Here is an 18849-nt window from a genome sequence, read left to right on the forward strand (position 1 = left end):
AGCACCGACGTACCCCTCAGCGTTCTCCCTCGGAACATCCCCAAGCTCTCGACTTCGCTCGACCAGGGGAGACCCCATCTCGCCGGAGGCAACACCGTGAAGGAAATCCTGGACGCGATTCAGTCGCAGACGGCCACGTCCGCCGACTTCGCCGCTCTTCCGCTCCCCGACTCCTACCGCGCGATCACCGTGCACAAGGACGAGACGGAGATGTTCGCCGGCCTCAGCAGCCGCGACAAGGACCCCCGCAAGTCGATCCACCTGGACGACGTGCCGGTGCCGGAACTCGGCCCGGGCGAGGCCCTGGTCGCCGTGATGGCGTCCTCCGTGAACTACAACTCGGTCTGGACGTCGATCTTCGAGCCGGTGTCGACCTTCAGCTTCCTGGAGCGCTACGGGCGGCTCAGCGACCTCAGCAAGCGCCACGACCTGCCGTACCACATCATCGGTTCGGACCTCGCGGGCGTCGTCCTGCGCACCGGCCCGGGAGTCAACTCCTGGAAGCCCGGTGACGAGGTCGTCGCGCACTGCCTGTCGGTCGAGCTGGAGTCCTCGGACGGCCACAACGACACGATGCTCGACCCCGAGCAGCGCATCTGGGGCTTCGAGACCAACTTCGGCGGCCTCGCCGAGATCGCGCTCGTCAAGTCCAACCAGCTCATGCCGAAGCCGGACCACCTGAGCTGGGAGGAGGCCGCGGCGCCCGGACTGGTGAACTCCACCGCCTACCGGCAGCTCGTCTCCCGCAACGGCGCCGGCATGAAGCAGGGCGACAACGTGCTCATCTGGGGCGCGAGCGGCGGACTGGGCTCGTACGCCACGCAGTTCGCGCTCGCCGGTGGCGCCAACCCGATCTGTGTCGTCTCCAGCGAGCAGAAGGCGGACATCTGCCGCTCGATGGGCGCCGAGGCGATCATCGACCGCAGCGCCGAGGGCTACAAGTTCTGGAAGGACGAGAGCACCCAGGACCCGAAGGAGTGGAAGCGCTTCGGCAAGCGCATCCGCGAGTTCACCGGCGGCGAGGACATCGACATCGTCTTCGAGCACCCCGGCCGCGAGACCTTCGGCGCCTCGGTCTACGTCACCCGCAAGGGCGGCACCATCACCACCTGCGCCTCGACCTCGGGCTACATGCACGAGTACGACAACCGCTACCTGTGGATGTCGCTGAAGCGGATCATCGGCTCGCACTTCGCGAACTACCGCGAGGCCTGGGAGGCCAACCGGCTCGTCGCCAAGGGCAAGATCCACCCGACGCTCTCCAAGGTCTACTCCCTGGACGAGACCGGGCAGGCCGCCTACGACGTGCACCGCAACCTCCACCAGGGCAAGGTCGGCGTCCTCGCGCTGGCGCCCGAGGAGGGCCTGGGGGTCCGCGACCACGAGAAGCGCGCCCAGCACATCGACGCCATCAACCGCTTCCGGAACGTCTGAGGTCCACCATGACAGAGCGTCAGACAGCCGACGGGCAGAGGGTGAAGGACCGGCCGTGGCTCATGCGCACGTACGCCGGCCACTCCACGGCCGAGGCGTCCAACGAGTTGTACCGGCGCAACCTCGCCAAGGGGCAGACAGGGCTCTCCGTGGCCTTCGACCTGCCGACGCAGACCGGCTACGACCCCGACCACATCCTCGCCCGCGGCGAGGTCGGCCGGGTCGGTGTCCCCGTCTCGCACCTCGGTGACATGCGCCGGCTGTTCCAGGACATCCCCCTGGAGCAGATGAACACCTCGATGACCATCAACGCCACCGCCATGTGGCTGCTGGCGCTCTATCAGGTCGTCGCCGAGGAGCAGGGCGCGGACATCACGCAGCTCCAGGGCACGACCCAGAACGACATCGTGAAGGAGTACCTCTCGCGGGGGACGCACGTCTTCCCGCCGGTGCCCTCGCTCCGTCTGACGACGGACATGATCACGTACACGGTCAACCACATCCCCAAGTGGAACCCGATCAACATCTGCAGCTACCACCTGCAGGAAGCGGGCGCCACGCCGGTCCAGGAGATCGCGTACGCGATGTCCACCGCGATCGCCGTCCTGGACGCGGTGTTCGCGTCCGGGCAGATCGCCGAGGACCGCAAGGGCGATGTCGTGGCCCGCATCTCCTTCTTCGTGAACGCGGGTGTCCGCTTCATCGAGGAGATGTGCAAGATGCGGGCGTTCGGGCGGATCTGGGACAAGATCACGCGTGAGCGGTACGGCATCGAGAACCCCAAGCAGCGGCGCTTCCGGTACGGCGTCCAGGTCAACTCCCTCGGTCTGACCGAGGCGCAGCCGGAGAACAACGTCCAGCGCATCGTGCTGGAGATGCTGGCCGTCACCCTGTCCAAGGACGCCCGCGCGCGTGCCGTCCAACTGCCCGCCTGGAACGAGGCGCTGGGCCTGCCCCGCCCGTGGGACCAGCAGTGGTCGCTGCGCATCCAGCAGGTCCTGGCGCACGAGAGCGACCTGCTGGAGTACGAGGACATCTTCGAGGGCTCGCACGTCATCGAGGCCAAGGTGACCGCCCTCGTCGAGGAGTCGCTGGCCGAGATCGCGCGGATCGAGGAGATGGGCGGCGCGATGGCCGCCGTCGAGTCCGGCTACCTCAAGTCCCAGCTCGTCTCCTCGCACGCCGAGCGCCGGGGCCGGATCGAGGGCGGCACCGACAAGATCGTCGGCGTCAACGTCTTCCAGTCGACCGAGCCGAACCCGCTCACGGCCGACCTGGACGCGGCGATCATGACGGTCGACCCGGCGGTCGAGGCCCGGGTGATCTCCGCGCTCGGGACCTGGCGCGACACGCGCTACCAGCCGCCCTTCAACCACCCGCGCCCGTGCAAGGCGCTGGAGCGGCTGAAGGAGGCCGCGAAGGGCACCGCCAACCTCATGGAGGCCACCCTGGAGTGCGCCCGCGCCGGTGTCACCACCGGCGAGTGGGCCGGGGCCCTGCGCGAGGTGTTCGGCGAGTTCCGCGCCCCGACCGGTGTCTCGTCCGCGCCCGTCGCGGTGACCGCCGAGGAGGGCACCGCGCTGGCGCTGGTGCGCCGCAAGGTGGAGCTGACCGCCAAGGACCTCGGCGCCGGCAACCTGCGCTTCCTGGTGGGCAAGCCGGGCCTGGACGGACACTCCAACGGCGCCGAGCAGATCGCCGTGCGGGCGCGTGACGCCGGCTTCGAGGTGGTCTACCAGGGCATCCGGCTCACCCCCGAGCAGATCGTGGACGCGGCCGTGGCCGAGGACGTGCACGCCGTGGGCCTGTCCATCCTGTCCGGCTCGCACGCCCAGCTCGTGCCGGACGTCCTGGAGAAGCTGCGCGCGGCCGGTGCGGCCGACATTCCGGTGATCGCGGGCGGGATCATCCCGAACGCCGACGCCGAACAGCTCAGGGCCGCGGGAGTGGCCGCGGTCTTCACACCGAAGGACTTCGACATCACCGGAATCATCGGCCGTATCGTCGACGAGATCCGGAAAGCGAACAAGCTCGACCCCCTGGAGGTCCCCGCATGACCACGCCCGTGAACCGTCTGCGTCCCAGGCGCTCCTGCCTCGCCGTGCCGGGCAGCAACCCGCGCTTCCTGGAGAAGGCCCAGGGGCTGCCCGCGGACCAGGTGTTCCTGGACCTGGAGGACGCGTGCGCGCCGCTGGCCAAGCCCGACGCCCGGCACACCATCGTCAAGTTCCTCAACGAGGGTGACTGGACCGGCAAGACGCGGGTCGTGCGCGTCAACGACTGGACGACCGAGTGGACGTACCGCGACGTCGTCACGGTCGTCGAGGGCGCGGGGCAGAACCTCGACTGCATCATGCTGCCGAAGGTCCAGACGGCTCAGCAGGTCGTCGCGCTCGACCTCCTGCTGACGCAGATCGAGAAGACGATGGGCTTCGAGGTCGGCAAGATCGGCATCGAGGCGCAGATCGAGAACGCCCAGGGCCTGAACAACGTCAACGAGATCGCCACCGCCTCGCAGCGTGTGGAGACCATCATCTTCGGCCCGGCCGACTTCATGGCGTCGATCAACATGAAGTCGCTCGTCGTGGGTGAGCAGCCGCCCGGCTACCCGGCGGACGCCTACCACTACATCCTGATGAAGATCCTGATGGCCGCGCGCGCCAACAACCTCCAGGCGATCGACGGTCCCTACCTCCAGATCCGCAACATCGACGGCTACCGCGCGGTCGCCCAGCGCGCCGCCGCGCTCGGCTTCGACGGCAAGTGGGTGCTGCACCCGGGTCAGGTGGAGGCCTCGAACGAGATCTTCTCCCCCTCGCAGGAGGACTTCGACCACGCCGAGCTCATCCTGGACGCGTACGACTACTACACGTCCGAGGCGGGCGGCAAGAAGGGCTCCGCGATGCTCGGCGACGAGATGATCGACGAGGCCAGCCGCAAGATGGCGCTCGTCATCTCGGGCAAGGGCCGGGCCGCCGGCATGCAGCGCACCACCTCGTTCGAAGCCCCGGAGGCCTGAGCACCATGCAGTTCGGACGCACCTACGAAGAGTTCGAGGTCGGGGCGGTCTACAAGCACTGGCCCGGAAAAACGGTCACGGAGTACGACGACCACCTCTTCTGTCTGCTGACCATGAACCACCACCCGCTCCACATGGACAGCAACTACGCGGAGAAAACCACCGATTTCGGCAAGAACGTCGTCGTCGGCAACTACATCTACTCGCTGCTGCTGGGCATGTCCGTGCCGGACGTCTCGGGCAAGGCGATCGCCAACCTGGAGATCGAGTCGCTCAAGCACGTGGCGCCGACCTTCCACGGCGACACGATCTACGGCGAGACCACGGTCCTCGACAAGACGCCCTCCCGGTCCAAGTCGGACCGCGGGATCGTCTACGTGGAGACCAAGGGCTACAAGCAGGACGGCACGCTCGTCTGCGTGTTCCGCCGCAAGGTGATGGTCCCCACCGAGACGTACATCAAGGAGCGCGGCGGCGAGCAGCCCGGCCGGCCCGAACTCACCGCCCCGGCGGAGAAGAAGACGGAGAAGTAGTCATGGCGCGACTCGCCCAGACCGCCGGTCTGACCGATGTGCAGCAGGAGATCCTCTCCACGGTCCGCGATTTCGTGGACAAGGAGATCATCCCGGTCGCCACCGAGCTGGAGCACCGCGACGAGTACCCCCAGCAGATCGTCGACGGACTCAAGGAGCTGGGTCTGTTCGGTCTGATGATCCCCGAGGAGTACGGGGGCCTGGGCGAGTCGCTGCTCACCTACGCGCTGTGCGTGGAGGAGATCGCCCGCGGCTGGATGTCGGTCTCCGGCATCATCAACACCCACTTCATCGTGGCGTACATGCTCAAGCAGCACGGGACGCAGGAGCAGAAGGACCACTTCCTGCCCCGTATGGCGCTCGGCGAGGTGCGCGGCGCCTTCTCGATGTCGGAGCCGGGGCTCGGCTCGGATGTGTCGGCCATCACGTCCAAGGCGGTCAAGGACGGCGACGAGTACGTCCTGAACGGCCAGAAGATGTGGCTGACGAACGGCGGATCCTCGACCCTGGTGGCCGTTCTGGTCAGAAGTGACGAAGGACACCCCGAGGGCACGGCGCCCCACAAGTCGATGACGACCTTCCTCGTGGAGAAGGAGCCGGGCTTCGGAGAGGTCCGTCCGGGCCTCACCATCCCCGGGAAGATCGACAAGATGGGTTACAAGGGGGTCGACACCACCGAACTCATCATGGACGGACTGCGCATTCCGGCCAATCGGGTGCTCGGCGGCACCACCGGCCGAGGGTTTTACCAAATGATGGACGGAGTCGAGGTCGGCCGCGTCAATGTCGCGGCTCGTGGCTGCGGTGTCGCACAGCGTGCATTTGAGCTCGGCGTCTCATATGCCCAGCAACGTCACACTTTCGGCAAGGCGATCGCCCAGCACCAGGCGATCCAGTTCAAGTTGGCCGAGATGGCTACCAAGGTCGAGGCCGCCCATGCAATGATGGTGAACGCGGCTCGCAAAAAGGACTCCGGGGAACGAAACGACCTCGAAGCAGGGATGGCGAAGTACCTCGCCTCCGAGTACTGCAAAGAGGTCGTTGAGGACGCTTTCCGGATCCACGGCGGCTACGGCTTCTCCAAGGAGTACGAGATCGAGCGCCTCTACCGTGAGGCACCGATGCTGCTGATCGGCGAAGGTACCGCCGAGATCCAGAAAATGATCATCGGGCGCCGACTGCTCGAAGAGTATCGACTCCAGGGCTAGATGTCCGGGTTCGGGGTGTTTTCTTCGCGAAGAAGATCACACCCCGTCAGCTCTCCTCAGCCGTCGACTCCGCATCTTGGCTTGCCCAGTTGCGGTCTGCGACCGGTACGATCGCGTGAAAGCCGCCGTCCCCCGTTCGAGCGCGGCATCATCCGCTACGAAGGTCATCCATGCCCCACAGCCAAACCTCTGCACCTCGCGGCCGGGTCCGCCTCGCGCGCGGAGCATCGCCGTGGCTTCTCCCGACCGTTGCCACCGCAGCACTCAGCCTGGCCCGTTCGCGCCGCTCCGGCGCGGCCAAGGCCGTGGCCGTACCCGTCACCGCACTCGCGGCCGGGATGCTGTGGTTCTTCCGCGACCCCGAGCGCGAGATCACGCAGGGCCGTGTCATCTCGCCCGCCGACGGTGTGGTGCAGAGCATCATGCCGTGGAAGGACGGACGCACCCGCGTCGCGATCTTCATGAGCCCGCTCAACGTCCACGTCAACCGCGCGCCACTCTCCGGCACGGTGACGTCGGTCGAGCACATCCCCGGTGGGTTCGTTCCGGCGTTCAACAAGGAGAGCGAGAACAACGAGCGCGTCGTCTGGCACTTCGACACCGAGCTCGGTGACATCGAGATGATCCAGATCGCCGGCGCCGTCGCCCGCCGCATCGTGCCCTACATCCCGCAGGGGACGAAGGTCGAGCAGGGTGACCGGATCGGTCTGATCCGCTTCGGCTCGCGCGTGGACATCTACCTCCCCGAGGGTGTCGAGGTCGACGTGGAGGTCGGTCAGAAGACCGTGGCTGGGGTGACTCGAATTGACCGTGATTGATCCCGAGACACAGGCCGGCTGGGTGCCGGAGGCCGATGAGGTGGACGACGAGGAGGAGATGCCTCTCTCGCTCCGCCTGTCGATAGCGGACACGCTCACCCTCGGCAACGCCACCTGCGGCTTCATGGCGGTGTACTACACCACCACCGGCATCCTGATCCCGCACCTCACGGGCAGCGACGAGTCGGGCATGGCCCGTCACTCCGCCGCCACGGCCGTGATCCTCATGCTCTGCGCCGCGGTCTTCGACCTGTTCGACGGCCTGGTGGCCCGCAAGCTGCGCTCCTCCCCCATGGGCGCCGAGCTGGACAACCTGTCCGACCTGATCAGCTTCGGCCTCGCGCCGGCGTACTTCGTGCTGGTCTACGGCATGGTCGCGGACGACGCCTACCAGAAGGTGGCGGCGGTCGGGGCGATCGTGGTGCTCCTGGCCGTGGTGCTGAGGCTCGCGAGATTCTCCTGCGTCACGGTGAAGGACGGCACGTTCCAGGGCATGCCGAGCCCGTTCGGCGCGCTGACGGTGGTCTCGATCATCCTGCTGGAGCTGCCCTTCGTCGCCACGCTCCTGGCGATCATGGGCACCGCCTGGCTGATGGTGAGCCGGGTCGAGTACCCCAAGCCGCGGGGCCGCCTCGCGGTGGCGATGCTCTCGTGGATCGTGCTCTCGATGGCGCTCCTGGCGGCCTGGGCGTTCGACGCTCCCGGTGGCCAGCTCCTCCTCCAGACCGGCTGCGCGCTGCAGCTCGTCATGGGCGCGGTCATCCCGCTGTTCGCCACGGCCCGCCGGGTGAACAACTTCCGGGGCAACCGCCGTGAGGCGCGAGCCGCACAGCTCCCGTAACACCCTGAACGACACGGAAGGGCCCCGAACCACTCGGTTCGGGGCCCTTCCGCTTGCCCGGACTCCTCCGGCTCCGTGCGCCCCGCGCCCCGCGCGCCGGGGCGCGGGGAATCACGCGCCGGGCGTGCGCCGGGGTCAGGCGCCGGGTGTGTACCCCTGTGCCACGGACGAGGCCTCCGCCTCACGGACGACCTTCATCCCGCCCACGGCGTTCTTGTCGGGCTGCAGGATGACGCTCTCCTTCGACGAGGCCGCCTTCGGGTCGGTGAAGTCCTGCGGGATGCCGAACCCCGGGTCGAAGCCCTTGATCGTCAGCAGGGCCTTGTCGACACCCTCACGGGTGAGGTCCTTGGCGGCGCAGGCCTTCTTCAGCGCCTCGCCGAACGCCGACGCGGCCGTCCAGCCCGCCACCACGCCGTTGTCCAGGGAGTCCTTCGGATAGGCCGCCCGGTAGTCCGCGACCAGCTTCTTGGCCTTCGGGGTGTCCGCGCCGATCGGCAGCGAGGGGTTCGCGACGTAGTAGTTCGCCTCCAGGGCAGGGGCGGCCGCGGTGGCCAGGAGCTGCGGGGCGAACGCCGAGTTGTTGCCGATCACCGGCACGTCGAACTTGACGGCCGCCGCGACCCCGACGAGCGAGGCCGCCTGCCGCGGGCCCGCGCTGATCACGACGGCCTTCACCCCTGCCTTCTTCAGGGCGACGACCTGGCCGGTCATGTCGTTGTCGGTCGGCTTGATCTTCTGCTCGACGACCTTGAGCCCCGCCTGCTTCGCCATGTACCGGGAGCCCGTCAGCGCGTTCTCGCCGTAGTCGCCCTCGAAGTACACATGGCCGATGCTGTCGCCCTTCTTCAGCCCCTTCTCCTTCATCAGGAAGTCGATCGCGTTGATCGTCTCGATGTCGTACGTGGAGCCGATGGGCCGGATGTACGGGCTGCCCAGCAAGGTGGCCGACCAGGCCTGCGGCAGGACCAGGGCCTTGTCCTGGCCGTCGATGCGCTGCTTGACGGCCGCGACGAACGGCGAGCCGATGAACTGGGTGAAGCCCAGCACCTTCGGTGCCAGCTCCGTGTAGCCGGAGACGGCCTTCTGCGGGTCGTAGCCGTGGTCGCGGACCGTCAGCGCCAGCTTGTAGCCGCAGACGCCGCCGGCGGCGTTGGTCTGCTTCACATAGAGCTGCTGGGCCTGGGTGACGCTCTTGCCGAGCGTGGCGTAGACACCGCTCATGTCGGTGAGCACGCCGAGGCTGATCGTCTTCCCGGAGATCCCCTCGCCGGTCTTCACCCCGCCGGCGGCCTTCTCGCCGTCGTCTCCGCTCTTGGCCTTGGAACTGCATCCGGCCAGCACGAGCAGGGCGGCCAGCGCCCCCGCGGCCAGCCTCGCGGTGTGTGTCGTTCTCATCGTTCCTCCCCTTCAGTGACCCCGGGACGGGGCGTGACGCGAAGCCGGGCGGCCACCCTGACCAGGCCGCCCGGAAGAAAGAGCACCACCGCCACGACGGCGGCGCCGTACAGGTACCGGGCCGCCTCGCCCGGCGCGATGCCGCCCGTGCCCGGGTCGGAGACCAGGGGGAGGGTGTCGCTGTAGCGGGTCAGCACCTGGGGCAGCAGCGAGACGAACACGGCCCCGGCCACCGCTCCCGTCACCGAGCCGAGCCCGCCGATGACGATCATGGCGAGGTAGTCGAGCGAGAGGGTGATCCCGAAGTAGTCGGGCACCGTGCGCTGGAAGACCAGGGCGAGCAGCACCCCGGCCAGGCCCGCGTACATCGAGGACAGGACGAAGACCCCGGCGCGGTAGCGGGCGACGGGCACGCCGATCACCCCGGCCGCGATCCGGTGGTCGCGGATCGCGTTCATCGCCCGTCCGGGCCGGCCGCGCAGCACCCCGCGGGCGAACAGTCCGCAGCCGAGGAGCAGCAGCAGCCCCACGTACCAGAGCTTCTCGGCCGAGCCGAAGGGCACGTTCGCGACGACCAGCTCGCGGTCGTCGAAGGTGAGGCCGAAGAGGCTCAGCGGCGGCACGTCGCGGCCGTTGAAGCCGCCCGTCAGATCCCGGGCGTTGAACAGGACGTGCTGGCCGATGAAGATCAGGGCGAGCGTGGCGATGCCGAGGTAGGCGCCGCGCAGCCGTCCCGCGATCGGGCTGAACAGGCCTCCGGCGATCCCGGAGACGGCCACGGCGAGGACGGCGGCGAGCCAGGCGGGCAGGCCGAGCCCGGTCAGCCCGTCGCCCCCGTCGGCGGCGAACACGCAGTAGCCGTACGCGCCGACCGCGAGGAAGAACGCGTGCCCCATGGAGAGCTGCCCGGTCGCGCCGGTCAGGAGGTTCAGGCCGATGGCGCCGATCGCGGCGGCCATCGCGAACAGTCCGGCCTGCAGCCAGAAGCGGTCGACGTAGAAGGGCAGGGCGAGCAGCAGGACGGCTCCGGCGGCGCCGCCCGCGGTACGGGCCGCGGGCAGCCGGACGGTGCGGCGGCGGGCGGGGCGGGGCGCGCTGCCCGCCTCGTCGTGGGTGAGGACCTCAGACACGGGCGAGCTCCTTCGTGCCGAACAGCCCGGCGGGCCGGATGAGCAGGATCGCGACCATCACCAGGTAGGGCGCGAGGTCGCCGAGACCGCGCCCGAGGAAGGTGAGGTCGCTCTGGTAGCCGGTGGCCAGGGACTCGGTGACGCCGACGAGGAGTCCGCCGACCAGCGCGCCGGTCGTCGAGTCGAGGCCGCCGAGGATGGCCGCGGGGAAGGCCTTGAGCGCGGCGAGCGAGGTGGCCCGTTCCAGCCCGGGTGTCGGGAAGACGGTCAGGAACAGCGCGGCGACGGCCGCGAGGCCACCGGCCACCGCCCAGGCCCCCAGCGACACCCGGCCGAGCCGGACGCCCATCAGGGCCGCGGTCTCCGGGCTCTCGGCCGCGGCGCGCGTGGCCACGCCCCAGGACGTGTACCGGAATGCCAGCAGGAAGGCCGTGATGAGCAGGGACGCGGTGACGAAGGCCGCGATCCGGGTGTGGGCGACGGAGACGGGGCCGACGGTGAGGACGGCGTCGCCCCAGGGGTCGCCGAGCGCCAGGACGTCGGTGCCGATGCGGCGGGTGAGTTCGGTGGTGAGCAGGATGTCGACGCCGATGGTGACGATCGCGAGGACGCTCTGGTCGGAGCCCCGGTAGCGGCGCATGACCAGGAACTCGACGGCGGCGCCCACCGCCGCGGCGCCCGCGACCCCGGCGAGCAGGGCGGGCCAGAAACCGATGTCGTCGTGGAGCGTCGCGGTGACGTAGCCGCCCGCCAGGAGCAGGGAGGCGTGCGCGAAGTTGACGACCTCGGTGGCCCGGAAGATGACGACGAATCCGAGCGCGATGAGCGCGTAGACGGAGCCCAACGACAGTCCGTTGAGCAGGAGTTCGGCAAAGGTGCTCATGACGCGGTCTCCTCCGGTTCGGCGTGCTCGCCCAGGTACGCGCGGACGACGGCCGGATCGTTCTGTACGTCGGCGGGGGCGCCGTCGGCGATCCGGCGCCCGAAGTCGAGTACGGTCACCGCGTCCGCGAGCCGCATCACCACCCCCATGTCGTGTTCCACGAGCACGATCGAGATGCCGAGGCTGTCGCGGACCCCCGCGACGACCGCGGCGGTACGGCGCCGTTCGTCGGCGGTCATGCCAGCGACGGGTTCGTCCAGCAGGAGGACCCGGGGTTCCATGCACAGCGCCCGGGCGAGCTCGGCGAGCTTCTGCTGTCCGTACGGGAGCGAACCCGCGGGCCGGCCGAGCTGCCGCTCCAGGCCCACGAACGCGGCGATCTCGCGGACGCGTTCGCGGTGGCGCCGGTCCTCGCGGGCCGCCGAGGGCAGCCGCAGACCGGCGGCGAGGAATCCGGCGCGGGTCAGCCGGTGCCGGCCGAGCAGCAGACAGTCCTCGACGGTGGCGTGCGGGGGCAGGGCCAGGTTCTGGAAGATCCGGGCCACGCCGAGCCCGGCGATCCTGTGGGGCGGCAGTCCGGTGAGCTCGTGCTCCCCCAGACGGACGCTTCCGGAGGCGGGCCGGCACACACCGGACAGCACGTTGAAGCAGGTGGACTTCCCGGCGCCGTTCGGTCCTATGAGGGCGTGCACGGTGCCCGGCCGCACGGTGAAGCCCACCGTGTCGAGCGCGGTCAGCCCGGCGAAGCGGACGGTCACGTCCCGGACCACGAGCGGCGGGATGCCGGAGGGCACGGCCGCCGTGTCGTCGTGTTCTTCCACGGTGGGTTCACCCCTTCCAGCGGGACAGGGACGGAAGGCCGGCGGAGGAGGCCGCGCCGTCGGCGGCGGCGTCCTCGTCGACCACGCCGAGGTAGCGGCGGCGCACCTCGTCCGAGGCGGCGAGTTCGTCGGCGGGACCGGACAGGGTGACCTCGCCGACCTCCAGGACGTAGGCGGTGGAGGCGAGCCGCAGGGCGAGGGCGGCGTTCTGTTCCACGAGCAGGACGGAGGTGCCCTGCTCGTTGATCTCCCGCACGGTGTCGGCGATCCGCGCGGCCATCAACGGGGCGAGCCCGAGGGAGGGTTCGTCGAGCAGCAGCACCTTCGGGGCTCCCATGAGCGCCCGCCCGACCGCGAGCATCTGCTGCTCACCGCCGGACAGCAGTCCCGCCCGCTGGCCCGCGCGGTCGGCGAGGACCGGGAAGAGTTCGTGCACCCGTCGCAGGGCGCGGCTTCTGCCGACGCGGCCGCCGGTGCCGCCGAGGGCTCCGGCGCGCAGATTGTCCGCGACCGTCATGCGGCTGAACACCCGCCGCCCTTCGGGCACTTGGGACACCCCGGCGGCCACCACCCGGTCCGGCGGCAGCCGGTCGAGCGGGCGCCCGCCCAGCGTGACCGTGCCGCCGGTGACCGCGCCCCCGTGGAAGGAGAGGGTTCGGCACACCGCCCGCAGCAGCGTCGACTTGCCCGCGCCGTTGCCGCCGAGGACCGTCACCACGGCCGCCTCGGGCACCTCCAACGACACATGACGCAGTGCGCGTACGGGGCCGTATCCGACCGACAGATCCCGCACGTGCAGAGCGGAACCGCCCATGGCATCTCCCTTGTCCTCGCTCGGTGTGGCGCTCACCTCAGCACCGGCGGGCACCCCCGTCCACGGGCCGCGGCCGATACGCGGCGGGAGCCCACCGGTGGCGCCCGCCCGTTGTGCACGCGCACAACACCGCGTGTCAGGGGCCTGTGCGACCCCGGGTCGCGGTGGCATCCTCCGGCCATGGGAGGGCGCAGACCGCGGACCGGTCATGACTGGAAGCTGCTCGCGGAGTCGTGTGGGGCTCTGCTGGAACGGCTGCCCGAGCTCGTCGACGAGCACGTCAGGCAGCTCACCGAGTACTCCCCCGTCTACGGACAGGTGCTGCCGTACGACCAGCAGTGGCGGGAGGCGGAGACCGCGATGCGCATCGGCATCAAGGCGATCTCCGCGCCGCGGGACTCACCGCGCCGCGATCTGGAGCACGCCGAGGAGGCGGGGCGCAGGCGGGCCCAGCAGGGGCTGCCGCTCGAACTCCTCGTGCACGCCTACCGTGCCGCGGGCTATCTGGTGTGGGACGCGCTGATGGAGAGCGCGGCGAGCCGTGAGCCCGAGCGGCTCGCGGTGCTCATGCGGTGCGCCACGATGGTGTGGTCGGCGGTGGACGCGCAGGCCGCGACCGCCTCGGAGTCCTACCTGGCCACGGAACGGGAGCTGCGGCGGCGCACGGACGAGCAGTTGCAGGCCCTGCTCGACGCGCTGCTGGAGGGTCATCAGGCCCCGGGGCTCGCGGCCAGGGCGGCGGCCGGTCTCGATCTGCCCGAGCACGGGCCGTACGCCGTCGTCGTGCTGCGGACGGAACGCCACGACGGACGGGACGCCTGCGTCCGGCCGGTGCTGGGCGCCGGGCTGCGGTTCATCTGGCGGATGCGGGCCGACTGCGAGATCGCCGTGGTGGCGCTGGACGCGGGGCAGGGCCTGGACGGAGTGGCCCGGCTGCTGGACGGCCGGCGGTCGGGTCCGGGCGGCATCAGTCCCGTGGTGTCGGGTCTGGGCGAACTGGGGCGGGCCCGGCGGTGGGCCGAACTGGCGCTGCGCACCTGTCCGCCGGACGCGACCGGTGTCGTACGCCTCGATCAGCGGATGCCGACGGCGCTCGTCGTGAGCCAGCCGGAGCTGGCGGGCCGGCTGGTGTCGGAGGTGTTCGGCACGGTGCTGGAGCTCGAACCCGGGGACCGGGCGGTGCTGATCGAGACGCTGGACATGTGGCTGGCCTGCGAGGGCTCCGCCGGGCGCGCGGCCGGACGCCTGTACTGCCACCGCAACACCGTCTTCAACCGCCTGCGCCGGCTGGAGCAGCTCACCTCGCGCTCACTGGCCCGCCCCCGCGACCTGATCGAGATGACACTGGCCCTGGACGCCTACCGGCTGGCGGGCGCGACGACGGCCGCGGGCGCGACCCCGGGACGGTGAGCCGGGAGCACCCGGCGCCCCGGGCACCGACGCCCCGGGCACCGACGCCCCGGGGGCACCCGTGCCGCGGGGCTGCCGGGCCACCGGCCGGGTCCGAGAACCGGAGCGCCGGCCGCCGGGGAATCGGGTGCACGGGGAGTCGGGTGCGTGCCGCCGGATGTGCGGGGCGTCGGGCGTGCGGGGCGTCGAGCGTCTGAGACGTCGAGCGTCTGAGACGTCGAGCGTCTGAGACGTCGAGCGTCTGAGACGTCGAGCGTCTGAGGCGTCGGGTGTGCGCGGGTCAGAGCAGGAAGTCGCGGCCGATGTTCTCCGCCACCCGTTCCAGGATCGGTCCGGCCTCGGAGAGGCACCGGGCGATGTCGGGCTCGGCCTCCGTCAGCGGGTAGGCGCGCCGGATGCCGGCCCTGCCGAGCGCCTCGGGCGGGAGCGCGAGGCGGCCGCAGACCGCGACGACCTCCTTGCCCGCCGCACGGGCGGCCGCCGCGACCCCGGCCGGCGCCTTGCCGTGCAGGGTCTGCTCGTCCAGCGAGCCCTCACCGGTGATCACCAGCGTGGCGCGCTCCAGCGCGGGCGCGAAACCGAGCACGTCGAGCATCACCTCGATGCCGGGCCGGAAGCGGGCGCCGAGGACCAGCGCCCCGTAGCCGACCCCTCCCGCGGCACCGGCGCCGGGCGCGGTCGCGTACCCGGCGGCCTTCGGTCCGATCTCCTTCTCCAGGACACCGGCGAAGTGACCGAGGGCGATGTCCAGCACCGCCACGTCGTCGGGACCGGCGCCCTTCTGGGGACCGTAGACGGCGGGGGCGCCCTTCGGTCCGGTCAGCGGGTTGTCCACGTCGCTGGCGAGAACGAGGTCGACCCCGGCGAGCCGGTCGTCGAGGCCGGACAGATCGGCGCTCTGCACGTCGGCCAGCGCGGCGCCGCCGGGAGCCACCGGCTCACCCCGCGCGTCGAGGAAGCGCGCGCCGAGCGCCGAGAGCATGCCCGCGCCGCCGTCCGTCGTCGCGCTGCCGCCCACGCCGAAGACGACGGTGTCGACACCGGCGTCGAGCGCTGCGCGCAGCAGTTCCCCGGTGCCGTACGTCGAGGACGAGAGCGGCGCGAGGACCCCCCGGGGCAGCCGCTGGAGCCCGCTCGCCTCGGCCATCTCCACGACCGCGGTCCGCCCGCGCAGGGCGAACGCGGCGGTCACCTCGTCGCCCAGCGGTCCGGCGACGCGCACCTCGTGGCGCTCGAACCCGGCCGCGACGGCGGCGTCGACGGTGCCGTCGCCTCCGTCGGCCACGGGCAGCGACTCGACCCGGACGTGCGGCGCGACCCTGCGCAGTCCGGCCGTCACCCGCTCCGCGACCTGTACGGCCGTCAGTGATCCCTTGAACTTGTCCGCCGCGATGAGCACACGCGGGGTCCGATCCACAGCAGCGTCCGCCACCTTGCATTCCCCTTGCTTCCGGGCCTTGCACACGTCAAGGCAGTCGCGCCGCTGCGACCATAACCGGAGCGGCCCCTCGCCGTCATGCCCCTGCCCAGCCTGCGGGACCGCCCGCGATTGGGTAGACCTGAGCCATGACCCCTGTGGGCACCGACCTCGCCGACCGCGTCCTCGGGGGCTGGCTCGGCCGGATCGCGGGCAACATGCTCGGCAAGCCGGTCGAGCAGGGCGACCACTGGACGCGGGACCGGATCGACCGCTATCTGCGGCGGACGGCGGCCCTGCCGCTGACCGACTATCTCCCCGGACCCGCCGACGACGGCGACGGCGACAGCGGGTGGGGCGAGTTCGAGCTGCGGCCCGAGTGGCGCGAGTGCGTACGCGGCCGCATCCACGGCAGTTGCCGCGACGACGACGTGGACTACGCGATCCTCGGACTCGACCTGCTGGAGACGTACGGCTTCTCGTTCAGCACCGAGCAGGTCGGTGATCTGTGGCTGACGCGGCTTCCGTACCTCCAGACGTTCACGGCGGAGCGCGCCGCCTACCGCAACCTCGCCCAGGGCCTGAAGCCGCCGGTGACGGCCACGTACGAGAATCCGTACCAGGAGTGGATCGGCGCGCTGATCCGCGCCGACGTCTACGGCTGGACGTCACCGGGGATGCCGCTGCGCGCGGCCTCCCTGGCCCGCCGTGACGCCGTCCTGTCCCACACCGGCAACGGCGTGTACGGCGCGATGTGGGCGGCGGCGCTGATCTCCGCCGCCTTCACCACCCCCTCCGTGCGGGGCGCGCTGGAGACGGCGCTCACCGTGATCCCCGCGAGCAGCCGGCTGTCCCGCACCGTCCGCCGGGTGCTCGCGCTCCACGAGACGCGGATGTCCTGGGAGGACACGCTGACCGCCGTGTCCGAGGAGACCGCGGGGATGGGCTGGATCCACACGGTCCCGAACGCGGCCGTGCTGACCGCCGGGCTGCTGTACGGCGACGGCGACTTCACCCGCACCATCACGCTGACGGTCCGCGGCGGCCTCGACACCGACTCGAACGGCGCGACCGCCGGCTCCGTCGCGGGCGTCCTGTGCGGTGCCCGGGCGATTCCGCCGCAGTGGAAGGACCCGCTGGAGGACACCGTCCGCAGCGCGGTGTTCGGCTTCGACGGGGTGCGGATCACCGAGCTCGCGTCACGCACGGTCGCGCTGGTCGAGGCCTGAGCGGGCTTCTCGTTACGCTTCCGGGGTGAGCACTTCGGACTATGCCGCCTATATCGCCGGCCTGCCCCGTGTCCTCCTCGGGGCCGCCGCGCTCTTCCGTGACGCAGAGGGGCGGGTGCTGCTCGTCGAACCGAACTACCGCGACGGCTGGACGCTTCCGGGCGGGACCGTGGAGTCGGACGACGGCGAGAGCCCTCGGCAGGGGGCGCGCCGCGAGACGGCCGAGGAGATCGGGCTGGACGTGGAGCTCGGACGGCTGCTGGCGGTCGACTGGATCCTCGGACCGGAGCGACCGCCGCTGGTGGCCTATCTGTACGACGGCGGGGTGCTGGACGACCGGGAGCTCAAGTCGATCCGGCTGCAGGAGGAGGAGCTGCTGTCCTGGCGGCTGGTGCCGCGTGAGGACGTGCCGAGCCATCTGTCGGGCGCGACGGGCCGCCGGGTCCTCGCGGCGCTCGACGTCCTGGCGGAGGGCTCGGGCACGGCGGAACTGGAGAACGGCCGGCGGGTGGGCTGACGTCGGCGGCGGAGGCGGCTGCCGGCGAAGGTGGCCGGCGACGGCCGTCGAGGCGGCCTGACGGTGGCGACGCGGCGGCCTGCCGTGGCGACGCGGCGGCCTGGCGTGGCGACGCGGCGGCCTGGCGTGGCGACGCGGCGGGACGGCAGGGGTCCGAGGACGGTCACCCGGCGGGCCGCTGAAGGCAGGGGCCCGCGAACACCGGCCAGGGGCCGGTGTTCGCGAAGCCGGTCCCAGCCGGGGTTCCTCGCCGGGTTGTCAGGGGACCTCGACGGGGCGCCTCGACCGGGCGTTCACGGGTCAGCCGAGGATCCGGGCCTTCTGCGCCTCGAACTCGGCCTCGGTCAGCACGCCCTGGGCCTTGAGGTCCCCCAGTTGCTTGAGCTGATCGATCTTGCTGGTCATCTCGTCGCCCGGCGCGGGGGGCGGAGGCGGCGGCGGAGCCTGCTGCTCCTGGTACTGGTACTGCTGCTGTGCTTCCTGCTGCGCCCATCGTCCCTGCTGACGACGTGACACACGGTTCGAGACGGCGGTGGCCGTACCGGCCACCACGGCGGTGCGGGCGACCCCGCGGAGGAGACCTGGCACGGTGGTTTCCTTTCCGGGCACGAGTGCATACGGAACCGGCGCCGAATTCGACTCGGCGCACCGGGCAGAACCATTGGAGCACCGAACCCATTCACCCGCACGTCGATCTCGTCCCGGCCGGGCGCGCTTTTCGACGATCTGCCGGTCCGTCATTCCCGTGGCAAGCTGAAATGTGGGCCACCGGCCGTCGCCCGGTCAGTGGCGAGGTCTACGCACGAGGAGCTCGCAATGGCTACGACGGGTATGCACCACCGACAGGAATCCGCCGGCGGTTCCGGGGCCTGGGTGTCCGGCTGGACCGCCTTCGCCGGAGTCATGATGATCTTCGGAGGGGCGATGGCGATATTCCAGGGCATCGCCGCCATCGCGCAGGACGACGTGTTCGTCACCACCGGCAACTACGTCTACACCTTCAACCTCACGAGCTGGGGATGGATCCACCTCACCCTCGGCGTCCTCGTCGTCCTCGCCGGCATCGCCGTGTTCCGCGGCATGCTGTGGGCCCGCGTCGTCGGCATCACCCTGGCGGGACTGGCCATGGTCGCCAACTTCATGTGGCTGCCGTACTCCCCGGTGTGGGCCAGCGTGCTGATCGCCATCGACGCCTTCGTCATCTGGGCGCTGTGCGTCGGAGCCGGCCGGGACGCCGCCCGTACCGCGTAGCCGCTCGCGACCTCCCCGAAGTCCCCGGCCGTGGGGGGGGGGGGGGGGAGGGGGGGGGGGGGGGGAGGGGGGGGGTGGGGGGGGGGGGGGGGGGGGGGAGGGGGGGGGAGAAGGGGGGGGGGGGCT

Annotated in this window: 18 protein-coding genes; 11 read left to right on the plus strand and 7 right to left on the minus strand. The window is 70.8% G+C overall.

Annotated elements, in window-relative coordinates:
• Window positions 1–96 precede the first annotated feature (96 nt).
• From ccrA to pssA, 7 genes are all read left to right on the plus strand, one after another.
• Window positions 97–1434 carry a crotonyl-CoA carboxylase/reductase gene (gene ccrA / locus ACZ4TO_RS05800; RefSeq protein WP_382795171.1) on the plus strand — a complete coding sequence of 446 codons (1338 nt, stop codon included), beginning with the start codon at window positions 97–99 and terminating at the stop codon, window positions 1432–1434.
• Between the two features lie 8 nt (window positions 1435–1442).
• Window positions 1443–3491 (plus strand): protein meaA, encoded by a 2049-nt coding sequence (locus ACZ4TO_RS05805; RefSeq protein ID WP_382795168.1) that lies wholly within the window; start codon window positions 1443–1445, stop codon window positions 3489–3491.
• Window positions 3488–4453 carry an HpcH/HpaI aldolase/citrate lyase family protein gene (locus ACZ4TO_RS05810; protein ID WP_326784643.1) on the plus strand — a complete coding sequence of 322 codons (966 nt, stop codon included), beginning with the start codon at window positions 3488–3490 and terminating at the stop codon, window positions 4451–4453. The genes ACZ4TO_RS05805 and ACZ4TO_RS05810 overlap by 4 nt, the downstream gene beginning before the upstream one ends.
• Window positions 4454–4458: 5 nt before the next feature.
• Window positions 4459–4986 (plus strand): MaoC family dehydratase, encoded by a 528-nt coding sequence (locus ACZ4TO_RS05815; protein WP_037621470.1) that lies wholly within the window; start codon window positions 4459–4461, stop codon window positions 4984–4986.
• 2 nt (window positions 4987–4988) lie between these two features.
• Complete coding sequence (locus ACZ4TO_RS05820) at window positions 4989–6194, plus strand: acyl-CoA dehydrogenase family protein (protein ID WP_103551079.1); 1206 nt, start codon at window positions 4989–4991, stop codon at window positions 6192–6194.
• Between the two features lie 170 nt (window positions 6195–6364).
• Window positions 6365–7012, plus strand: coding sequence for a phosphatidylserine decarboxylase (locus tag ACZ4TO_RS05825; RefSeq protein WP_328552592.1), 648 nt, complete (start codon window positions 6365–6367; stop codon window positions 7010–7012).
• A gap of 22 nt (window positions 7013–7034) precedes the next feature.
• Window positions 7035–7853: a CDP-diacylglycerol--serine O-phosphatidyltransferase gene (pssA, locus tag ACZ4TO_RS05830; protein WP_382795415.1), complete on the plus strand. Its 819-nt coding sequence runs from the start codon at window positions 7035–7037 to the stop codon at window positions 7851–7853.
• A 135-nt stretch (window positions 7854–7988) separates the two neighbouring features.
• On the opposite strand, the gene ACZ4TO_RS05835 is transcribed toward pssA, so the two are convergent.
• From ACZ4TO_RS05835 to ACZ4TO_RS05855, 5 genes are read right to left on the minus strand one after another with little or no spacing between them, the layout of a single operon-like run.
• Complete coding sequence (locus tag ACZ4TO_RS05835; RefSeq protein ID WP_385048996.1) at window positions 7989–9251, minus strand: ABC transporter substrate-binding protein; 1263 nt, start codon at window positions 9249–9251, stop codon at window positions 7989–7991.
• A complete protein-coding gene (locus ACZ4TO_RS05840; RefSeq protein WP_382795159.1) occupies window positions 9248–10381 on the minus strand; it encodes a branched-chain amino acid ABC transporter permease in 1134 nt (377 codons plus the stop codon). Before ACZ4TO_RS05840 ends, ACZ4TO_RS05835 begins: the two co-directional genes overlap by 4 nt.
• On the minus strand, window positions 10374–11264 hold the full coding sequence (locus ACZ4TO_RS05845; protein WP_468023523.1) for a branched-chain amino acid ABC transporter permease: 891 nt from the start codon (window positions 11262–11264) through the stop codon (window positions 10374–10376). The genes ACZ4TO_RS05840 and ACZ4TO_RS05845 overlap by 8 nt, the downstream gene beginning before the upstream one ends.
• Window positions 11261–12085: an ABC transporter ATP-binding protein gene (locus tag ACZ4TO_RS05850; protein ID WP_468023524.1), complete on the minus strand. Its 825-nt coding sequence runs from the start codon at window positions 12083–12085 to the stop codon at window positions 11261–11263. Before ACZ4TO_RS05850 ends, ACZ4TO_RS05845 begins: the two co-directional genes overlap by 4 nt.
• 7 nt (window positions 12086–12092) lie before the next feature.
• Window positions 12093–12899, minus strand: coding sequence for an ABC transporter ATP-binding protein (locus ACZ4TO_RS05855; protein ID WP_382795150.1), 807 nt, complete (start codon window positions 12897–12899; stop codon window positions 12093–12095).
• 180 nt (window positions 12900–13079) lie between these two features.
• Between ACZ4TO_RS05855 and ACZ4TO_RS05860 the strand changes: the two genes are divergently transcribed.
• A complete protein-coding gene (locus ACZ4TO_RS05860) occupies window positions 13080–14309 on the plus strand; it encodes a PucR family transcriptional regulator (RefSeq protein WP_385049009.1) in 1230 nt (409 codons plus the stop codon).
• 280 nt (window positions 14310–14589) lie between these two features.
• On the opposite strand, the gene ACZ4TO_RS05865 is transcribed toward ACZ4TO_RS05860, so the two are convergent.
• Entirely contained in the window at window positions 14590–15741 is a 1152-nt protein-coding gene (locus tag ACZ4TO_RS05865; RefSeq protein ID WP_382795144.1) for a glycerate kinase, read from the minus strand.
• 134 nt (window positions 15742–15875) lie between these two features.
• On the opposite strand from ACZ4TO_RS05865, the gene ACZ4TO_RS05870 reads away from it, so the two are divergent.
• Together ACZ4TO_RS05870 and ACZ4TO_RS05875 are read left to right on the plus strand one after the other, a co-directional pair.
• A complete protein-coding gene (locus ACZ4TO_RS05870; protein ID WP_382795141.1) occupies window positions 15876–16955 on the plus strand; it encodes an ADP-ribosylglycohydrolase family protein in 1080 nt (359 codons plus the stop codon).
• Window positions 16956–16980: 25 nt separating this feature from the next.
• Window positions 16981–17472 carry an NUDIX domain-containing protein gene (locus ACZ4TO_RS05875; protein ID WP_382795138.1) on the plus strand — a complete coding sequence of 164 codons (492 nt, stop codon included), beginning with the start codon at window positions 16981–16983 and terminating at the stop codon, window positions 17470–17472.
• A gap of 300 nt (window positions 17473–17772) precedes the next feature.
• Here the strand turns inward: ACZ4TO_RS05875 and ACZ4TO_RS05880 are convergent, their stop codons facing one another.
• Entirely contained in the window at window positions 17773–18060 is a 288-nt protein-coding gene (locus ACZ4TO_RS05880) for an SHOCT domain-containing protein (protein WP_382795135.1), read from the minus strand.
• A gap of 228 nt (window positions 18061–18288) precedes the next feature.
• Between ACZ4TO_RS05880 and ACZ4TO_RS05885 the strand changes: the two genes are divergently transcribed.
• On the plus strand, window positions 18289–18723 hold the full coding sequence (locus ACZ4TO_RS05885) for a DUF7144 family membrane protein (protein WP_382795132.1): 435 nt from the start codon (window positions 18289–18291) through the stop codon (window positions 18721–18723).
• Window positions 18724–18849: the final 126 nt, after the last annotated feature.

Source organism: Streptomyces sp. NPDC028298 (assembly GCF_055565895.1).